Origin of the sequence: Rhizobium sp. AC27/96 (genome assembly GCF_001692325.1) — a bacterium.
Classification (GTDB): Bacteria; Pseudomonadota; Alphaproteobacteria; order Rhizobiales; family Rhizobiaceae; genus Rhizobium.
Genome location: NZ_LXKN01000001.1, coordinates 674,528 through 690,742, shown reverse-complemented (window position 1 = coordinate 690,742; position 16,215 = coordinate 674,528). Strand labels below are relative to the sequence as shown.

Here is a 16,215-nt window from a genome sequence, read left to right as displayed (position 1 = left end):
CAGCGATATCAGCGCGCCAGTCAGACCAAGGAAAATGGCAGGGGCAGCAGGGCTCGAACCTACGACCTGCGGTTTTGGAGACCGCCGCTCTACCAACTGAGCTATACCCCTTCTTTCTTCGAGAATTGCATCGAGCGGTAGACCGTCCGAGCAGTTCGAAGACATGGCGCTCCCTTTAAGGCGGGACGAAACGATTGGCAAGAGCGTTTTTCGCTTTTTCCCAATCAAGACAGCCACCCCTCACTCCGCTCAAGCGTGGCCAGTCGAATAGGCTCCGCACCAAGGCCAGGAAGAAAGCCGGCAAAGCAGCCTGTTTCGGCCTATTGCTCTCCGGATGGAGCCTTCGGCTTGCGTTTGAGAAATTTCGGCCTGAGCTGGCGCAGGAAATTATCCGTGGAGCGAATCACATTCGTCAAGGAAATGAGCCTGTCGACCTCCGCGTCCGTATTGCCGAGTCGCTCCGACAATACGTCCGCGGCTGTGAGCGAAATCTCGGCTGGCGGTATGTCGGTAAATCGTTCGGCGAGCCTGATATAGGGATTAAGTGAAACACCGCCGTGAATGGTGATCTTTCCCAGACGTGCAAAGAGCCGCAGGAAGGTTTGCTCGAAGCTCCAGTCATGCACGGAGACCACCCGCCACTTCTGACTGCGCCTTGCCGAAAAGCCGGCAAGGACGATAGCGCCCGGCAACTTCAGATCGCTCAGCCAGAGCGCCAGAGCAAAGCCGCTCGTCGGCGTCTTGCCCTCCGTATAGAAATCGGAACAGAGACCGACCAGATCGAGATGGCCGGTAGGTGCGCCCTGGAAGTCGGCGGCCGGATTGAGTTTCTCCTCCACACCGAGGCGGATATTCAGGATGCCGAGGAAGTATTCCCTCGGGAAGAATTTGACGACCTCGCCCACCTCGCCACGATAGACGATATTGGCACCGCGCGGCTGGCCACGCGAGATCAGCAGGGAATGTCCGTGAAACGGGCGATCCAGAACCTTGTAGACCTTGTTGAAGAAGACGAAGAGCGCAGTCGGCGGAAACTGCGACTGCAGGCTCGCTATGTCGACCACATCGCTATTGGCGACCAGCACGATATGCGAGAACGCCGCCAATACGGCGCGCCACTCATCGGCGCTGCTCAGTCCGGCCGCAGAACCTGCTGCCGGAATGCCTTTGCCGATGGGATCTGTTTCCTCCTGGTGCAAGGCGCTTACTTCTGCTGAACGTGCAATATCCGGTCGCGCATGGCGAACCACTCTTCGGCATAATCGTCATTGCGATACTCGTCGAAATACGGGCCGCCGTCGGTGAAGTGCACCAGCTTGGCATCTTCGCGGTAGTCGTATTCATTGACGAGATAATTCCAGGTGACCGGGACCTCGCCGATCTGGTCATCGCTCTCCAGCCACTTGAACTGGTGAAGCTGCAGGCCGGTCGCGGTATTGACGAAATCCTTCGTCAGCGCCTTGCACTTGGCATTGTTGAACAGGATCATGCTCGACCAGTTCTTCTTTTCGTACTTGGTCTGCGTCTGGCCCAGGAATTTGGTTTCGACCTTCGGCTGGTAGTCATGCTTGACGCACATGGCCGCATAACGGTCATCACGCAGCGCCCAGAGCTCGGCAATATCGGTGCGGGCGAGCATGTCGCAATCCATGAAGATGCTCCAGCCCTCATAGTCGCTCAGATAGGGCACCAGGAAGCGCGAGAAGGAAAACTCGGTCGACTGCAATGCGTTGCGCTCACGCGTGAAGATGCCGCCGAGATTGTTGAGCACGATCGGCGAGAACGCCACCGGGATCGAAGAATGCTCGATGATGCTTTGAGCGAGGACGTGATATGCCACGACCTCCTTTGAATCAAAGCCGACAAATATACGTGCAACACTATCCTTCATGATACCTCCGAAGCGGCCGGCCGTTTGAAGGTCAGCCGGCAAATCATCTCTCGTCGCGACGCTGACCAGCGTCCACTTCATCCTCCAGGCGCTCTTACCAAGGGATGCTTGTTCGAAACAGGGCTAAATACAGCTAACCAAGCGCTGCAATCTCCAGGATATGCCCCGCGAACACAACCCTACTTAGATAAACGGGCATATTTGTCGAGTGTTTAAGGAAGCATTTTTAGTTATCCCCCGTAACAAATGGAGAGATGCCCTGCCCTCACTCGAAGCTTATGCCGGACGCCGAAGAAGAGCGCCCGGCCTGTCTCGAAGGTCTTGGAACCTCAGACCTTCACATATTTGCGCCAGTCGTGCTCTTCCTTGAAGCCCAGAACTTCGCGGATCTTGCGGTTGGAAAGCAGGCCCTCATATTCGCCGATCTCGCGGGTGAAGGGTACGTTCGGATAATGCTTCGCCGCGAGCTCACGGGACGGCGTGTTCGCCGAAACCATATCATTGGCAGCGTTGAACACCTGGTAGCCAAGGCCGTTCTTCTCGATGCAGAGATGGACGATCTGGCCGAGATCGCGAGCGTCGATATAGCTCCAGGCGATGCGCTTGCGCATCTCGCTATTGGCGAAATATTCCGGGAAACGCTCATATTCATGCGGCTCGATGACGTTGCCGATGCGCAGCGCGTAGATATCGATGCCGAAACGTTCGGCAAAGGCGCGGGCCGTCTTCTCGTTCAGGACCTTGGACAGGCCATAGGAATCCATCGGATTGACATCATAGTCTTCGTCCAGCGGGAACTGATGAAAATCACGATGTCCTTCCGCGAAGCAGACGCCATAGGTCGTTTCGCTTGACGCGACGATGATCTTCTTCACGCCGAGCTTGGCGGCCGCCTCGATGACGTTATAGGTTCCCATCGTATTGATGCGGAAGGTCTCGTTATCCGGCTTTATCAGGATGCGCGGCACTGCGGCGAAATGCACGACGGCATCGAAGGGCTGCACGCCCTTGCCCTCTTCGAGATCGGGGAAATCCCGATGCATGCTCAGGACATTATAGACTTGTCCCGCATCGGTGATATCGGCCTGCAGATTGGTAACGCCGGGGCTGTTCAACGGCACCAGATCGATATTGTGAACTTCATAGCCGGCTTCGACGAGCCAGGGAACAGTGTGACGCCCGGCCTTGCCGCTACCGCCGGTGAACAATATGCGCTTCTTCATGAAAATCTCCTCCTGGGAAAACCGGGCGATAGATAGACCCTTTCCGGCGTTTCGCAAGGCATATGGCGTGGTCGGATTGTCTCAGGGAGAGATTGGGAGAAAGATCCACGACGGCTGAGGGAATCGCGCGGAAGGCGGGTACGGAATGGGCGCAATCAAACTTGTCGACTACGACCCTGCTTGGCCCGCCCTCTTCCGCAGCCGGCGCGAGGCGATCACGGCCCTGCTCGGCCATCCGACGGATATCCAGCATATCGGCAGTACATCCATCCCCGGACTTTGCGCCAAGCCGAAGCTCGATATCGATGCGGTGCTTCTATCCAATGAAATGAGGACCGAGGCCACCGAACGGCTGCAGCATGATGGCTACGTCTTTCACGGCGACCCGCATGGCGCCGACAGGTGGACATTCACCAAGGACGAGAAGCCCTACGGGACACGCCTCTATCTGTGCCTGATGGGCAATCCTGCCCATCAGGAACGGGTCCTCTTTCGCGACTATCTTCGCGTGCATCCCGAAGCTGCCGAGACCTATGCGACGTTGAAGAGGAAGCTTGCAATCGAAGCGGATGGCGATTGGGATCACTATACCGGCGGCAAGAGCGATTTCGTTGCAGATATCATCAGCAAGGCTCTGGCGGAGACCCGGCAACCGTCCCGCAAATGAAAAGGCCCCGCTGCTTCCAGCGGGGCCTCTTTATAAAGGAATAATCCTGCTTATTACTCGACGATGGAGGCAACGATGCCTGCGCCGACGGTACGGCCGCCTTCGCGGATAGCGAAGCGAAGCTTTTCTTCCATCGCGATCGGAACGATCAGCTCAACGGCAACGGTGACGTTGTCGCCAGGCATAACCATTTCCGTGCCTTCCGGAAGCGTCACGATGCCGGTCACGTCAGTCGTACGGAAGTAGAACTGCGGACGGTAGTTCGTGAAGAACGGCGTATGACGGCCGCCTTCTTCCTTCGTCAGGATGTAGGCTTCGGCCATGAACTTCTTGTGCGGCTTGACAGAGCCCGGCTTGCACAGGATCTGACCACGCTCGACGCCGTCACGGTTAACACCGCGAACCAGTGCGCCGATGTTGTCGCCTGCCTGGCCCTGATCGAGCAGCTTGCGGAACATTTCAACGCCGGTAACCGTCGTCTTCGACGTCGCACGGATGCCGACGATTTCGACTTCTTCACCAACCTTGACGATACCGCGCTCAACGCGACCCGTCACAACCGTACCACGGCCCGAGATCGAGAACACGTCTTCGATCGGCATCAGGAACGGCTGGTCGATCGGACGCTCAGGCGTCGGGATGTAGGCGTCAACCTGAGCCATCAGCTCGCGGATCGCGTCTTCACCGATCTTCTTGTCACTGTCTTCAAGAGCAGCAAGTGCCGAACCCTTGACAACCGGGATATCGTCGCCCGGGAAGTCGTAGGACGACAGAAGTTCGCGAACTTCGAGCTCGACGAGTTCGAGAAGCTCGGCGTCGTCAACCTGGTCGACCTTGTTCAGGAACACGACGATTGCCGGAACGCCAACCTGACGGGCGAGCAGGATGTGCTCGCGGGTCTGCGGCATCGGGCCGTCGGCAGCCGAGCAAACCAGGATCGCGCCGTCCATCTGCGCAGCATCGGTGATCATGTTCTTGACATAGTCAGCGTGGCCGGGGCAGTCGACGTGAGCGTAGTGACGAGCAGGCGTCTCATACTCAACGTGGGCCGTCGAGATCGTGATACCACGAGCCTTCTCTTCCGGAGCAGCGTCGATCTGGTCATACGCCTTGAACTCGCCGAAGTACTTCGTGATCGCTGCTGTCAGCGACGTCTTGCCGTGGTCAACGTGCCCAATCGTACCAATGTTAACGTGAGGCTTATTGCGCTCAAACTTACTCTTTGCCATTTGAATGCTTCCTATGAACGTAATGAGTGACCCCGGCGAACCGGTTTAGTGCCGCCGTTTAAGGCTTTCGTTGCGTTTGCGCAAGACTTAATTGCAGGGCCTATTTCAAGCGAAGCCCAGCCGATGGCGCATGATCCGCAGCCTTCGACTTTCATTCGCCGCGTAAGGTTCGCCGGCCGATCCGGAAAGACAAAAAAGCATTTGCCGGTTCAGACGCTTAGATAGGGAAGCATCCTATGGAATTCCAGTGGCGAATGCGGGATGAAAGCATCCTTGCAAATGGGATATCGGTCAAAACAAAGCGCCCTCTCCCGCTGGGAAAGGGCGCAAAATATTTAAACGGCTATAGATCGTCACCGATCGCGACGCCTTGCCGGTCGAGGCCGGCAGTGCTGCTCGCCGATGCCTGAGGCTATCAGTCGAGAAGATCGGCCGGCACCTTGCCGCCATTGTCGGCAAGCTTCTTCAGAAGTGCCTTGTGGAGGAAGATATTCATCTTGGCGGAATCGCCGGCATCACCGGTGTAGCCCAGTTCCTGCGCCAGTTCCTTGCGCTCGGAAAGGCTGGCATCCATGCCAAGTGCCTTCATCAGATCGACGATCGAATGCTTCCAGTCCAGCTTCTGGCCGCTCTTCTTGACCGCCGCATCGAGGATCGATGCGATATCCACCGGAGCCGACGGCGCACTGGTCGCAGGCGATGTGGCGGCCGTGGTCGACGAAGGAGCCGGCGTCGGCGCAGACGCCGGATTGGCAGTTGCAGCGGTGGTGGTCGGTGCAGGAGCAGCCTCGGCAGCCTTTGCCTGTCCCCAGATTGCACCCTTGATCTTGTCGAAGATACCCATTTGCGCTCTCCCGTTTCGGTTGCCTGAGCAATATCTATCGCTCGCGCTGATATAAGCAACCCTTCATGTCAAATATGCAAAGATGGGTGTCGGCGGCGTTTTCAAGCGGTACGCATCCTCGCCAGCGCTTGCGATAATTGCTGCGATGCGAGCATCAATCTCTTCCTCTGTCATGTTGGCGTATTCTATCGGGCCGTTGTTACGCCCGGTATGCTGATAGGCGGCGAGCCTGGCATGCATGTAAGACGCGATGTCCTTTGCGATAGAAGCCGTAGATCCCAATCGTCTTTATCGGCATGGGCACGCGTGGCCTTCAAAACCCTGAGGCGTTATGCCGTTCAGGCTCTCACGTCCACTACCTTGCGCGTTCGCTTTTTGGCGGCTCCCTTGGGGCGACCAGCACTCTTACGTGATCCACCGCGCATGTTTGATTTCCAGTTTGATTAAATTCAGATCAGTATTGCCATGGGCCATCTACGTATAGTTGTTTTAGAGCTGGAATTCTGATTGTGACTGTTAATGAGGCGGCATCTCATGTTGTTAAACGTAAGCGCAATCCACGACCAAAACTCGCGATATCTGGAGCACTCTAAGCAGGCCCAAGAAAATCTGGAGATGGCCAGTTCCTGCATCGATACAATCTCTGACTTCGCAAGGATCGAAGGTTTTTCCCGAGAAGATGATGTGGCAATTTTGCGCCTTGGCATCCGCGTGTTGAACGACGCCGGCGCCGCCGCCAGTTGCGCTCATTCTGGTTACTATCAACCAGCCCTATCCATGATCAGGGACATAGTTGAGGTGTCGTTCTTACTCGATCTTTTTCAGAGACAGCCGGAGCGAATAGCGGAATGGCGAACTAGTTCGGAAGCCGACCGGAAGAAGAAGTTTAAACCTGTCAAGATCCGAGAAACTTTAGATGCACTCGACGGCAGACAGGAAAATGTCCGCAAGGCAGCATACGATTTCTTCAGCGGACACGGAACGCACATTGACCCGTTTATGCAACTTGTATCGCCAGACAGCCTCACCATGATCGGCCCATTTGCTAATGAGCAAATCGTAATCGGTTTCACCTTTGACTTAACCCGGTGGCTTTTGTTGGCAACCGGGTTCTTCCTCAAGGCGATAGATATCTCGCACATCAAAGACGAAGGTCTGCGATCGTCACTGACGCAAAAAAAAATCAATTTTACCGTCCAACTCGCGTCGGCGACCGCTAGGCTTAATCGAGCACAAATCGCCGGTTCGGATTAGCGCTATTCGATACTAACTTGCCTTTCGTCAACTCTTGCGCGAACCTCTCATGCCGCGCGTTTTTCAGGATTGGCATGAGTTAACCTTGAGCGGCACTATGAAACTGTATTGGACATACAATCTCATAGGCCCCTTTCTGGGTGCGCTTGTTGGGTGCGCCATCTTCATAATCCCCACAACGCTTGCGCTGGGCCTTTACCGTAGGCGCTGAAAAGAGCCAGAGCTGCTTCCGAGACTGTCGATGCGACGGGCTCACTTTAGGATGCCCGAGACCTTGCGACCCATACCACGACAAAGACCCCCGCCGGTATAGCCGCGGCAACGGATTGGAGAGCAGCCGCCGAATCGCGGGAACAGGTGGAAAGTCGAACTAAGAAGGCCGACTGGCACGCCGTGACATGTCATATAGATAGGTGATTTAAAAACTTTGGAGCGGGTAGCGGGAATCGAACCCGCGTATTCAGCTTGGAAGGCTGCTGCTCTACCATTGAGCTATACCCGCGCGGGTGGTCAAGATCCGGTCCGGAATGGTGGAGGGAGTTGGATTTGAACCAACGTAGGCTGAGCCAACGGATTTACAGTCCGTCCCCTTTAACCACTCGGGCATCCCTCCAGTATTCCGACTGGATCTTGCGACCAAGTTGCTCGATGTTGGCGTCGCCGCCGTCATCTGCGCCGCGTATATGACCGGACGATTTCCGTCTGTCAACACAGGGAATTGCCAAAAATGACGAAAAGATTTCAGCCTGTGGGAAAAGCTTGCCGCCAAAAGAGGCTATGCGCCCGGGAAGGCGCTGGTTATAAAGCCGCATGAGCAAAGATAAAATTTCCGGCCGCTCCGGCCCAGACAACACCGCCGACGACAAGTCGGCCAAGGACACGCATTATGCCACCCTGCGTCGCGCCCATCGCGACGCCAAGCGCGAGCGCGGCGAAATCCCGACGCCGGCGCCGCAGAAGCGCAAGCGGGCGGGCGCGGACGATTGGAAGCCGCCGGCACTCGCGCCGGACCAGGTCCTTCTTTATGGATTGCACACGGTTCGCGCCGCTCTTGCCAATCCCGAGCGCAAGAACATCAAGCTGTCGACGACACAGAATGCGCTGGTGCGGCTGGAAATCGGCCCTGTTGAGGGCATCGGCATTCCCGTGGAGATCGTTTCGCCGCAGGATATCGACAAGGTTCTGGGACCGGAAGCGATCCACCAGGGCGTGATGCTGGAAACACGGCCCCTGCCCGTTCGCCGCCTCGAAGCGCTGAAGGACAGCCCGCTGCTGCTCGTTCTCGATCAGGTGACGGATCCACACAATGTCGGCGCGATCATGCGCTCGGCCGTGGCCTTCGATGCAGGCGCCGTGATCACCACGCAGCGCCACAGCCCGACCGAATCAGGCGTGCTGGCAAAATCGGCCTCGGGCGCGCTCGAGCTCATACCTTATATACAGATCACCAATCTCGCCGATGCGCTCGGCGAACTGCACCAGCTGGGCTTCACGACCATCGGCCTTGATTCGGAAGGGCCGGCGCCGCTTGAAGGCACCTTCAGCGGCGGTAAGGTCGCGCTCGTTCTCGGCTCCGAGGGCAAGGGATTGCGCCAGAAGACGCGGGAAACCGTGAACGCCCTGGCACGCCTCGACATGCCGGGCGCCATCAAATCGCTCAATGTCTCGAACGCAGCGGCGATCGCGCTTTATGCGGCGCGATCCTATCTGAAAATCTAGCGGCACCGAAGCTGCCGCGACCAGTTTGGGGGAATTTGCCTTGATCCGTGTTCTTGGTCTAGCGGCGGCTTCCGTCGCCCTTGCTCTCGCTATGGGTCAACCGGCACGCGCTGCCGATGACGAACTTGTCAAAGCCCAGGCGGGCGCATGGCTATTGGCACCTGAAAGCGGTGCCAAGGGATGCCGGCTGACCTTCGATACCAACCCGGTCACCGGCGGCGGCTATGGCATCACCGGGGCGGACGCCTGTGCAACACCCCTGCCCGCACTCTCCAAGGCAAGCGCATGGAATTTCGCCGATGACGGGTCGCTCACCATCGTCGATACCTCGGCAAAGACGCTTATCCGGTTCCAGCAGGAAGAAGGCTCTCCCTGGGAGAGCGAGGCGGGCGACCCCACCTGGCTGCTGCCGGCGCTTGGCGATGTCGACCATGTGCCGACCGTTGCAAGCCTCGCCGGAGCCTGGCACATCCAACGGCCGGATGGAAAACCTGTCTGCGATGTCACGCTGACCACCGACAAGGATCCGGACGGAACCGCGAAGATGTCGCCGGCCGGTGACTGCCCCAGCGAAGTCGGCGACCTCAAGCTTTCGCTCTGGGCCACGGAGGGCTTCGGCCTGGTGATGCTGGGCAATGACGGCTCCTCCCTCTCCTTCGACATGAAGCCGGATGGTAGTTTTCAGAAGTCCGATGAGGAGGAAGGCGAGCCGCTCTTGCTGGTGCGCAAACAGGGCGGCTGATGTTCCGGAAACGCGGCATCTTTCCTGGAGCCGGTTAAAGGCTCGCCAGGGATAATCCCTGGCGGACTTGCCCTATCGGACCTGGCCGACTGGCGATGCTATCGCGTAGAGACAGCTGTCACCATCCTGATGGACGGGGTTGCCAAGGGCCGGATCACACTCGGTCCCCAGATAATCGGCGCCACTGCCGGCTACGTAACTGAGTTTGTCCTTCGGCGTTTCGAGCACCTCGCGCCGCGTCATGTTACGCTCCCAAACGGTAAAATATGCGGGCAACCATAGAACTGCCGCGCCATATTTGTAGGCGAATATCTGCCGCCGCTCCGATGTATATCCAAAACCAAGCGCGGCTCCGGTGGCATTGTGATCAGGCATGATCATGAAGGTGGCCTCCGCAGGAAGCGCCTTTTTGGCCCAGGCACCTACCCGCTCCCATTGCGCCTCGCTGGCAACCTTCCTTAGCTGATCACTGTAGTGGTCATAGAGATTGTGGAAGACGAAAAATGCCATGATTGGGGCAAAGCAAAGAAATAGCCTTGGCCCATTCGATGCGGATCCCTGAGGCGCCAATGCTCCAGCCGCAAGAACACGATAGAACAGCAATAGAACGAGAACCATCACCGCGCCCAATTGCAATGGCATCAATGCCACGCAGATGGCCCATCCGAAGAGCGCCGATGACGCATTTTCCGGCGCCGTAATCCATTTCGCAACCAGCAATGCCGCGGCGATGGCGAAGAGAAAGATGATCACCACCGCGCTGCGAATCAGGTGGAGATTCAGGATCATCCTTGAGTCCGTAAGCAACGGAACGATTGTGCCGATCAGGAGAACGGCAATCATGCCTCCAGTCAGGAGGCGGAGGGGCGTCATTTGATTGCCCAGATACCTGCAGATCACGAAAATGACTGCTACCGCGCAAAGCAGATTCGCCAGGTGCAGCCCACTATTGCTCTGAAGAAAAAAATGGAAGGGATAAAAATCCCAGAGAAACTGGCGGAAAGAAAAGCTCGGAACCGTGAGCAACTGCCGGTTCGAAAATACGTTGATGAGCGGCGGCAACAGAAAAATCGCGCCCAACAGCGATCCAGCGGCTCCCCGAACCACCAGCGCACGAAATGAAATCATCCCGGTTTGGATTTGGTAAATCGCCAGGAAACATAGAGGCAAGATCATCCAAACGGCCATGAAAGCGTTCAGGAAGAAGGTAATCGCCGTCGCAACCGCGGCATGCCCATGGCTCCCTCGAATGGCATATGAAAACCCGAACAGGACAAAAGCATTCGCAAGCTCGGAATGCGTAAAATAATGCAGCATGATGCCGCCGCCGCCGACGGTTATCCCGACAAGGGGTCCGGCGACAGAGAGGATCAGAAGATAGATATTCAGGAGCCTGCGATCACTGAAGCCCAGGCTCCTGGCAAAATGGAGTGCCGCGGCAAGGAACGCGAAGTGAGTGATGACGAGCCATGTGGCGAGGAAAAGCTTCGCGTCGACAAGGTTGCCGGCGCCGGAAAACACGATCCAGAAACCGGATGCGAAATTTCGCAGAGACTGAATGAAAGCGTCGTCTGCAAATTGCGGCAGGTCGAAGGAACGCAGCAGTATCGGCACGTGATAGATATTGTTTTCGTCGACCGGCATATAGCCCGTTCGGAGGAAACTCAAAACCGTCGCGGCGATCACTGTAAGATGGGGCGAAATATCAAGCACCGATGAATAGGCGCGAGATTGCTGCTTCACGGTGTCAGACATCATCTTCCGTCACCGTGCGGCAAATATGAGCGCAATCGATATCAGCCCGACAATCCAGCTCCGGCGATCGCGCAGAGCGAAGGTAATCGGATCGTCGTCCATGAGACGGCGGTGGGCCAGCATCAGCGTGCGGCTGGTCCAATATAGGAAAAGCGGGCAAAGCCCCCAAAGCACATGCGGATGCGAGTATAGTCTGGCGACTTCCGGCGATGACACATACAAGGCAAGAACGGTGATTGAATTCATTCCGGCCGCCGCCGCCAGAGCGGCAATAATGGGAAGGTCGGCAAGTTTGTAGTCGCGATTGCTGGGGTCCGCGAGCCCCTTGTCCAATCTGGCGGCGAGCTCGATGTGTCTCTTTATCAAGGCGAGCGCCGCGAAGATCATCAGAGAGAACGTGAACAGCCATTCGGAAACGACGACATTGATTGCCGCCGCGCCGGCAAAAATGCGGATTGTGTAGAGAATCGCCAACACAACGACGTCGACGATCATCATTTTCTTTAACGAGAACGAATATAGCGCCGTTCCGGCAAGATAGATCATCAGCAGCAATGGGAATTGCAACGGCAGCAAGGACGCAATCGCAAAGGCGGAAATCGTCAAAAGCGGTACCAGCGCGAGACCGAGCGTCAGGGGGAGCTGCCCGGCGGCGAAGGGCCTGAGACGCTTAGTCGGATGACCGCGGTCCGCCTGCAGATCAAGCAGGTCGTTCAGAAGGTAGACGCCGGAAGCGCACAGACAAAAGGCGAGGAAAGCCAGCAGGGCCGACAGGAAAGCGGCCGGTGTGAATTCGTGCGATGTCAATAATGGAACGAATATCAGACCATTCTTCGCATATTGATGCGGGCGCATCGCCCTGATCAGGGACGCATACTCCCAGTTTCTGGAGGTGAGACACAGATGGTCGTCATGACATCCATCCAAACGGGCCTTCTGCCTTTTGGACAAGCCCGTGCTGATTACCTGGCGAGCGTGCGGCCACACACGGAAGTCATCTTCACTGTTGCCGACATAGTCGAAGCCTTTCCCGCCGAATGCGGCGAGAAGTGCCTGTGCCTTTCGCTCTCCTTTGAGATTGACCTGATCATCTGAAGCGAAGATGCCGTCGAAGAGAACCGGCAAATGCTTCACCACTTCCTCGGCGTGTACACGGTTGGCAGCGGTGGCAAGATAGACCTTTCTGCCCTGATCCTTTGCGGCCACGATCAAGGCCAATACCCGCTCGTTAAAGGGGAGCTTGCCGTAGTCGATCTTCGACAAACCGGCAAAATGCGATTTCAAGCCTGCCCTTGAATAGGCTCCGGGCAACAATGCCATCCGGCCGCTTCTGGCAATCGCATCAAAGATGCTCTCAAGAAAAAGGTCCGAACGCACCAAGGTTCCATCCAGGTCTACGACCAGGGGAAGCTTGGCGGATTCCGGTTCCGCGCCCGTCGCGGGCGTAGCAGCGGATATATGGTCTTGAAGGTAGGTGGGGTTATATTGGGCTTCGTGGCTCATGATTGGCGCTGACCGGCAAACGATGGCGCCAATATCTTCGAAAAAGATTAATCAAATCACGCGGAAGCTGTAGCACTCTTCGTGGTTAGACGCGAAAAATGCAACCATCGAAAAATATATCTGCTCACCTCGCGAGCCAGATATCGGGTCAGCCCTCCGAGGAATGGCAGATAGGGCTCAGTAAACCCGTCTGTCGCAGCCAGTAGGCCGTGAGGTTCAGCGTATAGCGATCAGCTGAGGGCGCCACACCGATTGCGGCCTGAACGCGCTCCGCGTGACCGGACACCCTTCCTGCAACTTCGACCAGGAGGTGACATTGAGGTTCATCTCGCATTGCGCGAGATAGCTTTTGCCACCCACGGTCATGCAAGCGACCTCGCCGACCGCATGCTGCTTTCCATCCGTATTCTTGCAGTAGCAGTTCTCGCCGGCCAAAGCCGACACGCTCGCAATCACCGCGATCACAACAAGCGGCAATCCCAAGACGACATGCCTCGATATCCTGTGCATGACCATATCCTCGCCCGCCATTGGCCGGAGAAGTGTATGCCTATTTTGCGCCTTGTAAATGAAGCTGCATTGTCGCCTGCGGCCGGGCGATACGCCGGCGGCAAACGGCGCGGTGCCGTAACGATGACATCGACGGAAAAGCCGAAGGAGGCTCAGTGAACTGCCGGATCCGCTTCGTCAAAGAACGACCTGATACCATCGCGCGCAATCGTCGCGAGGAATTCGTCGAAGGCTTCCCGGTCTGTCGCGAAGGGCTCTTCCCATTCGATCAGATCTTCCTCGGGCGTGATGACTTCCATCCGCCAGTCGTCATTGGTGCCAGCGGCGCGAAAGATATCGACCAGAACGGTGACATCGTCATCGGTAAACTCACCTGAGAGCTCGGAATGTTCGAGTTTGGGCTTCTTCGGCTTGATGGTCATGTCTTTCCAAGGAGCGGTGGCATGTTGAAGATGATGGCAAACGGCCGGAAGGCGTCTGCACTGACATATTAGGCTGATGCCGCCGGTTTTCCATACCGACATTAACATCACCAGCATATTCCTGAAAAAATCGATGCCATCAGCGTTCGCGTGGGCGCGGACACCAAATGATCTGCAAACTGGAATGGAGGAACCGCAACAAACGCGTGATGATGATGGTGCCCCCGGCAGGGTTCGAACCCGCGACCCCCTGATTACAAATCAGGTGCTCTACCAACTGAGCTACAAGGGCACATCGGCATGCCAACTAGCAGATTTTGAAATCCTGTAAAGGGAAAATCGGTCGCTTTCCTCAGGTTCCGGTACGTGGCAGCGATCGGAGATTTACCAGTCTTTGCAAAACGTCTTGTCGCATAGGGGGAATATGACTACCTAGTACGATGATTAAAGGGACATTGCATGTCGCGTCATTTTCAGTCTGTTTGTTTTCTCGCCTCGCCTGCTCCGGAAGCCCAGGAGGCTCAGGCGGAACTGATTCGCCTCTATGGCCAGACGCCGCAGCAGGAGGCCGATATCGTCGTGGCGCTCGGCGGCGATGGCTTCATGCTGCAGACGCTGCACAAGACGATGAATTCCGGCAAGCGCGTCTATGGGATGAATCGCGGCTCCATCGGCTTTCTGATGAACGACTACCGAACCGATTGCCTGGCGGAACGCATTGACGCGGCTGTCGAAAATGCCTTTCATCCGCTGCAGATGAGCACGCGCAACGACGACGGCACCACCTCGGTCGCGCTCGCCATCAACGAGGTCTCGCTGTTTCGCCAGTCCTACCAGGCAGCAAAGCTCAAGGTCGAGATCGATGGGCATGTTCGCCTGCCGGAGTTGATCTGCGACGGGCTGATGGTCACGACGCCCGCTGGCTCCACAGCCTATAATCTCTCCGCCCACGGCCCCATTCTGCCGCTGGAAGCGCCGCTGCTGGCCATGACGCCCGTCAGTGCGTTTCGCCCGCGCCGCTGGCGTGGTGCCCTGTTGCCGAACAAGGTATCGATCGAAATCACCGTACTGGAGCCGGAAAAGCGGCCGGTCAACGCCGTTGCCGACAATGCCGAGGTCAAATCGGTCCTCAGCGTCCGGATCGCCCAGACAGAGGACACGACCGCGCGCATTCTTTCCGATCCGGATCGCTCCTGGTCCGAGCGGATACTGGCGGAACAATTCTCCGATTGAATGCTGACGAATGCCGACATGAAAAAAGCCCCGTTACCGGGGCTTTTGCTTGTTCGGATCTATCTGAACTCAATCGACGTCGTCGACAACGGCATCCGCCGCGCCGCTGATGCGATGCGCAAGGGCGGCTTCCATGAATTCGTTGAGATCGCCGTCCAGCACATCGCTCGGCGCGGTGCTGGCAACGCCGGTTCGCAGGTCCTTGACCAGCTGATAAGGCTGGAGGACGTAGGAGCGGATCTGGTGACCCCAGCCGATATCCGTCTTTGACGCGGCCTCGGCATTGGCAGCCTCTTCCCGCTTCTTCAACTCTGCTTCGTACATGCGGGCGCGCAGCATGTCCCAGGCCTTGGCCCGGTTCTTGTGCTGAGAGCGCTCCTGCTGGCACTGCACGACGATACCGGTCGGGATATGTGTGATGCGCACTGCCGAGTCGGTGGTATTGACGTGCTGTCCACCGGCGCCCGACGAGCGATAGGTGTCGATGCGGCAATCGCCTTCGTTGATATCGATCTGGATCGAGTCGTCGACGACCGGGTAGACCCAGATCGACGAGAAGGACGTGTGACGACGCGCATTGCTGTCATAGGGAGAGATGCGAACGAGGCGGTGCACGCCCGATTCGGTCTTCATCCAGCCATAGGCATTGTGGCCCTTGACCAGAAGCGTTGCCGACTTGATGCCGGCTTCTTCCCCGTCATGAACTTCGAGCAGTTCCACCTTGAAGCGCTGACGTTCGGCCCAGCGGGTGTACATGCGCAACAGCATGTTCGCCCAGTCCTGGCTCTCGGTACCGCCTGCGCCCGAATGGACTTCGACATAGGTGTCATTGGAATCGGCCTCGCCCGAGAGCATCGCCTCGACCTGCCTGCGCGCAGCTTCCGTCTTCAGACCCTTGAGAGCCTCTTCGGCGTCGCGGACGACATCGGCATCGCCCTCTTCCTCACCAAGTTCGATCAGCTCGACATTATCTGTAAGCTGCTGCTCGAGGGCACGTACGCCGCTGATGCCATCATCAAGCTGCTGGCGCTCGCGCATCAGTTTCTGTGCTTCGGCAGCGTCGTTCCAGAGGGTCGGATCCTCTGACTTGTTATTCAACCAGTCCAGTCGCCTTACCGCCTGATCCCAGTCAAAGATGCCTCCTCAGCAGGGTGATAGCCTGCTTGGTTTCGTCGACAATTTTCTCGATTTCGGCTCTCATGATCCTGCTTCTTCATTTCACC

At 57.1% G+C, this 16,215-nt stretch carries 16 protein-coding genes and 4 tRNA genes; 5 read left to right on the top strand and 15 right to left on the bottom strand.

Annotated elements, in window-relative coordinates:
* Positions 1–35: 35 nt before the first annotated feature.
* The 4 genes from A6U86_RS03390 to A6U86_RS03375 all read right to left on the bottom strand — a co-directional run bounded on the left by A6U86_RS03390 (position 36) and on the right by A6U86_RS03375 (position 3,114).
* A tRNA-Trp gene (locus A6U86_RS03390) sits at positions 36–111 on the bottom strand.
* Between the two features lie 209 nt (positions 112–320).
* Complete coding sequence (locus A6U86_RS03385; RefSeq protein WP_244509823.1) at positions 321–1,199, bottom strand: 3-deoxy-manno-octulosonate cytidylyltransferase; 879 nt, start codon at positions 1,197–1,199, stop codon at positions 321–323.
* Between the two features lie 5 nt (positions 1,200–1,204).
* The gene (locus tag A6U86_RS03380) at positions 1,205–1,891 is read right to left on the bottom strand and encodes a glycosyltransferase (protein WP_068387795.1); all 687 of its coding nucleotides are present in this window, start codon (positions 1,889–1,891) and stop codon (positions 1,205–1,207) included.
* A gap of 329 nt (positions 1,892–2,220) precedes the next feature.
* The gene (locus tag A6U86_RS03375; protein ID WP_068386047.1) at positions 2,221–3,114 is read right to left on the bottom strand and encodes an NAD(P)-dependent oxidoreductase; all 894 of its coding nucleotides are present in this window, start codon (positions 3,112–3,114) and stop codon (positions 2,221–2,223) included.
* A 145-nt stretch (positions 3,115–3,259) separates the two neighbouring features.
* On the opposite strand from A6U86_RS03375, the gene A6U86_RS03370 reads away from it, so the two are divergent.
* Positions 3,260–3,781, top strand: coding sequence for a GrpB family protein (locus tag A6U86_RS03370; RefSeq protein WP_068386040.1), 522 nt, complete (start codon positions 3,260–3,262; stop codon positions 3,779–3,781).
* Between the two features lie 53 nt (positions 3,782–3,834).
* On the opposite strand, the gene tuf is transcribed toward A6U86_RS03370, so the two are convergent.
* The 3 genes from tuf to A6U86_RS35385 form a co-directional block, all read right to left on the bottom strand.
* Complete coding sequence (tuf, locus tag A6U86_RS03365; RefSeq protein ID WP_068386034.1) at positions 3,835–5,010, bottom strand: elongation factor Tu; 1,176 nt, start codon at positions 5,008–5,010, stop codon at positions 3,835–3,837.
* Positions 5,011–5,425: 415 nt separating this feature from the next.
* Entirely contained in the window at positions 5,426–5,854 is a 429-nt protein-coding gene (locus A6U86_RS03360; RefSeq protein WP_068386032.1) for a DUF3597 domain-containing protein, read from the bottom strand.
* Between the two features lie 63 nt (positions 5,855–5,917).
* The gene (locus A6U86_RS35385) at positions 5,918–6,094 is read right to left on the bottom strand and encodes a hypothetical protein (protein ID WP_158008727.1); all 177 of its coding nucleotides are present in this window, start codon (positions 6,092–6,094) and stop codon (positions 5,918–5,920) included.
* A 294-nt stretch (positions 6,095–6,388) separates the two neighbouring features.
* Between A6U86_RS35385 and A6U86_RS03355 the strand changes: the two genes are divergently transcribed.
* Positions 6,389–7,108: a hypothetical protein gene (locus tag A6U86_RS03355; RefSeq protein ID WP_141683617.1), complete on the top strand. Its 720-nt coding sequence runs from the start codon at positions 6,389–6,391 to the stop codon at positions 7,106–7,108.
* A 428-nt stretch (positions 7,109–7,536) separates the two neighbouring features.
* Here A6U86_RS03355 and A6U86_RS03350 read toward each other — a convergent pair.
* Both A6U86_RS03350 and A6U86_RS03345 read right to left on the bottom strand, forming a co-directional pair.
* Positions 7,537–7,610 (bottom strand) — tRNA-Gly (locus tag A6U86_RS03350).
* Positions 7,611–7,636: 26 nt separating this feature from the next.
* Positions 7,637–7,721: transfer RNA gene (locus A6U86_RS03345), tRNA-Tyr, on the bottom strand.
* 197 nt (positions 7,722–7,918) lie between these two features.
* Here A6U86_RS03345 and rlmB point away from each other — a divergent pair.
* Both rlmB and A6U86_RS03335 read left to right on the top strand, forming a co-directional pair.
* Positions 7,919–8,827, top strand: a complete 909-nt coding sequence (gene rlmB, locus A6U86_RS03340; RefSeq protein ID WP_068386027.1) for a 23S rRNA (guanosine(2251)-2'-O)-methyltransferase RlmB — start codon at positions 7,919–7,921, stop codon at positions 8,825–8,827.
* A 40-nt stretch (positions 8,828–8,867) separates the two neighbouring features.
* Positions 8,868–9,569, top strand: coding sequence for a protease inhibitor Inh/omp19 family protein (locus A6U86_RS03335; protein WP_068387792.1), 702 nt, complete (start codon positions 8,868–8,870; stop codon positions 9,567–9,569).
* Positions 9,570–9,641: 72 nt separating this feature from the next.
* Here A6U86_RS03335 and A6U86_RS03330 read toward each other — a convergent pair whose 3' ends face one another.
* From A6U86_RS03330 to A6U86_RS03310, 5 genes are all read right to left on the bottom strand, one after another.
* Entirely contained in the window at positions 9,642–11,327 is a 1,686-nt protein-coding gene (locus A6U86_RS03330) for a hypothetical protein (RefSeq protein ID WP_068386026.1), read from the bottom strand.
* A gap of 6 nt (positions 11,328–11,333) precedes the next feature.
* Entirely contained in the window at positions 11,334–12,782 is a 1,449-nt protein-coding gene (locus A6U86_RS03325) for a UbiA family prenyltransferase (RefSeq protein WP_068387787.1), read from the bottom strand.
* Positions 12,783–13,043: 261 nt separating this feature from the next.
* A complete protein-coding gene (locus A6U86_RS03320; protein ID WP_068387784.1) occupies positions 13,044–13,337 on the bottom strand; it encodes a hypothetical protein in 294 nt (97 codons plus the stop codon).
* A gap of 152 nt (positions 13,338–13,489) precedes the next feature.
* Positions 13,490–13,759, bottom strand: coding sequence for a hypothetical protein (locus A6U86_RS03315; protein WP_068386025.1), 270 nt, complete (start codon positions 13,757–13,759; stop codon positions 13,490–13,492).
* Positions 13,760–13,975: 216 nt separating this feature from the next.
* Positions 13,976–14,051 (bottom strand) — tRNA-Thr (locus tag A6U86_RS03310).
* 167 nt (positions 14,052–14,218) lie between these two features.
* Between A6U86_RS03310 and A6U86_RS03305 the strand changes: the two genes are divergently transcribed.
* Positions 14,219–14,992 carry an NAD kinase gene (locus tag A6U86_RS03305; protein ID WP_068386024.1) on the top strand — a complete coding sequence of 258 codons (774 nt, stop codon included), beginning with the start codon at positions 14,219–14,221 and terminating at the stop codon, positions 14,990–14,992.
* 69 nt (positions 14,993–15,061) lie between these two features.
* On the opposite strand, the gene prfB is transcribed toward A6U86_RS03305, so the two are convergent.
* Positions 15,062–16,193, bottom strand: a protein-coding gene (gene prfB / locus A6U86_RS03300; RefSeq protein WP_141683616.1) for a peptide chain release factor 2 whose coding sequence is annotated in 2 segments (ribosomal slippage) — positions 15,062–16,123 and positions 16,125–16,193 — 1,131 coding nt in all. Because the reading frame shifts where the segments join, the coding sequence is not laid out codon by codon here.
* Positions 16,194–16,215 lie beyond the last annotated feature (22 nt).

Excerpts from the sequence above, each read along its gene's own strand:
- A6U86_RS03370 (WP_068386040.1), top strand. The coding sequence starts at position 3,260 with ATGGGCGCAATCAAACTTGTCGACTACGACCCTGCTTGGCCCGCCCTC.
- A6U86_RS03375 (WP_068386047.1), bottom strand. The coding sequence starts at position 3,114 with ATGAAGAAGCGCATATTGTTCACCGGCGGTAGCGGCAAGGCCGGGCGT.
- A6U86_RS03305 (WP_068386024.1), top strand. The coding sequence starts at position 14,219 with ATGTCGCGTCATTTTCAGTCTGTTTGTTTTCTCGCCTCGCCTGCTCCG.
- A6U86_RS35385 (WP_158008727.1), bottom strand. The coding sequence starts at position 6,094 with ATGCATGCCAGGCTCGCCGCCTATCAGCATACCGGGCGTAACAACGGC.
- tuf (WP_068386034.1), bottom strand. The coding sequence starts at position 5,010 with ATGGCAAAGAGTAAGTTTGAGCGCAATAAGCCTCACGTTAACATTGGT.
- A6U86_RS03320 (WP_068387784.1), bottom strand. The coding sequence starts at position 13,337 with ATGCACAGGATATCGAGGCATGTCGTCTTGGGATTGCCGCTTGTTGTG.
- A6U86_RS03330 (WP_068386026.1), bottom strand. The coding sequence starts at position 11,327 with ATGATGTCTGACACCGTGAAGCAGCAATCTCGCGCCTATTCATCGGTG.
- rlmB (WP_068386027.1), top strand. The coding sequence starts at position 7,919 with ATGAGCAAAGATAAAATTTCCGGCCGCTCCGGCCCAGACAACACCGCC.
- A6U86_RS03360 (WP_068386032.1), bottom strand. The coding sequence starts at position 5,854 with ATGGGTATCTTCGACAAGATCAAGGGTGCAATCTGGGGACAGGCAAAG.
- A6U86_RS03315 (WP_068386025.1), bottom strand. The coding sequence starts at position 13,759 with ATGACCATCAAGCCGAAGAAGCCCAAACTCGAACATTCCGAGCTCTCA.
- A6U86_RS03380 (WP_068387795.1), bottom strand. The coding sequence starts at position 1,891 with ATGAAGGATAGTGTTGCACGTATATTTGTCGGCTTTGATTCAAAGGAG.
- A6U86_RS03355 (WP_141683617.1), top strand. The coding sequence starts at position 6,389 with ATGTTGTTAAACGTAAGCGCAATCCACGACCAAAACTCGCGATATCTG.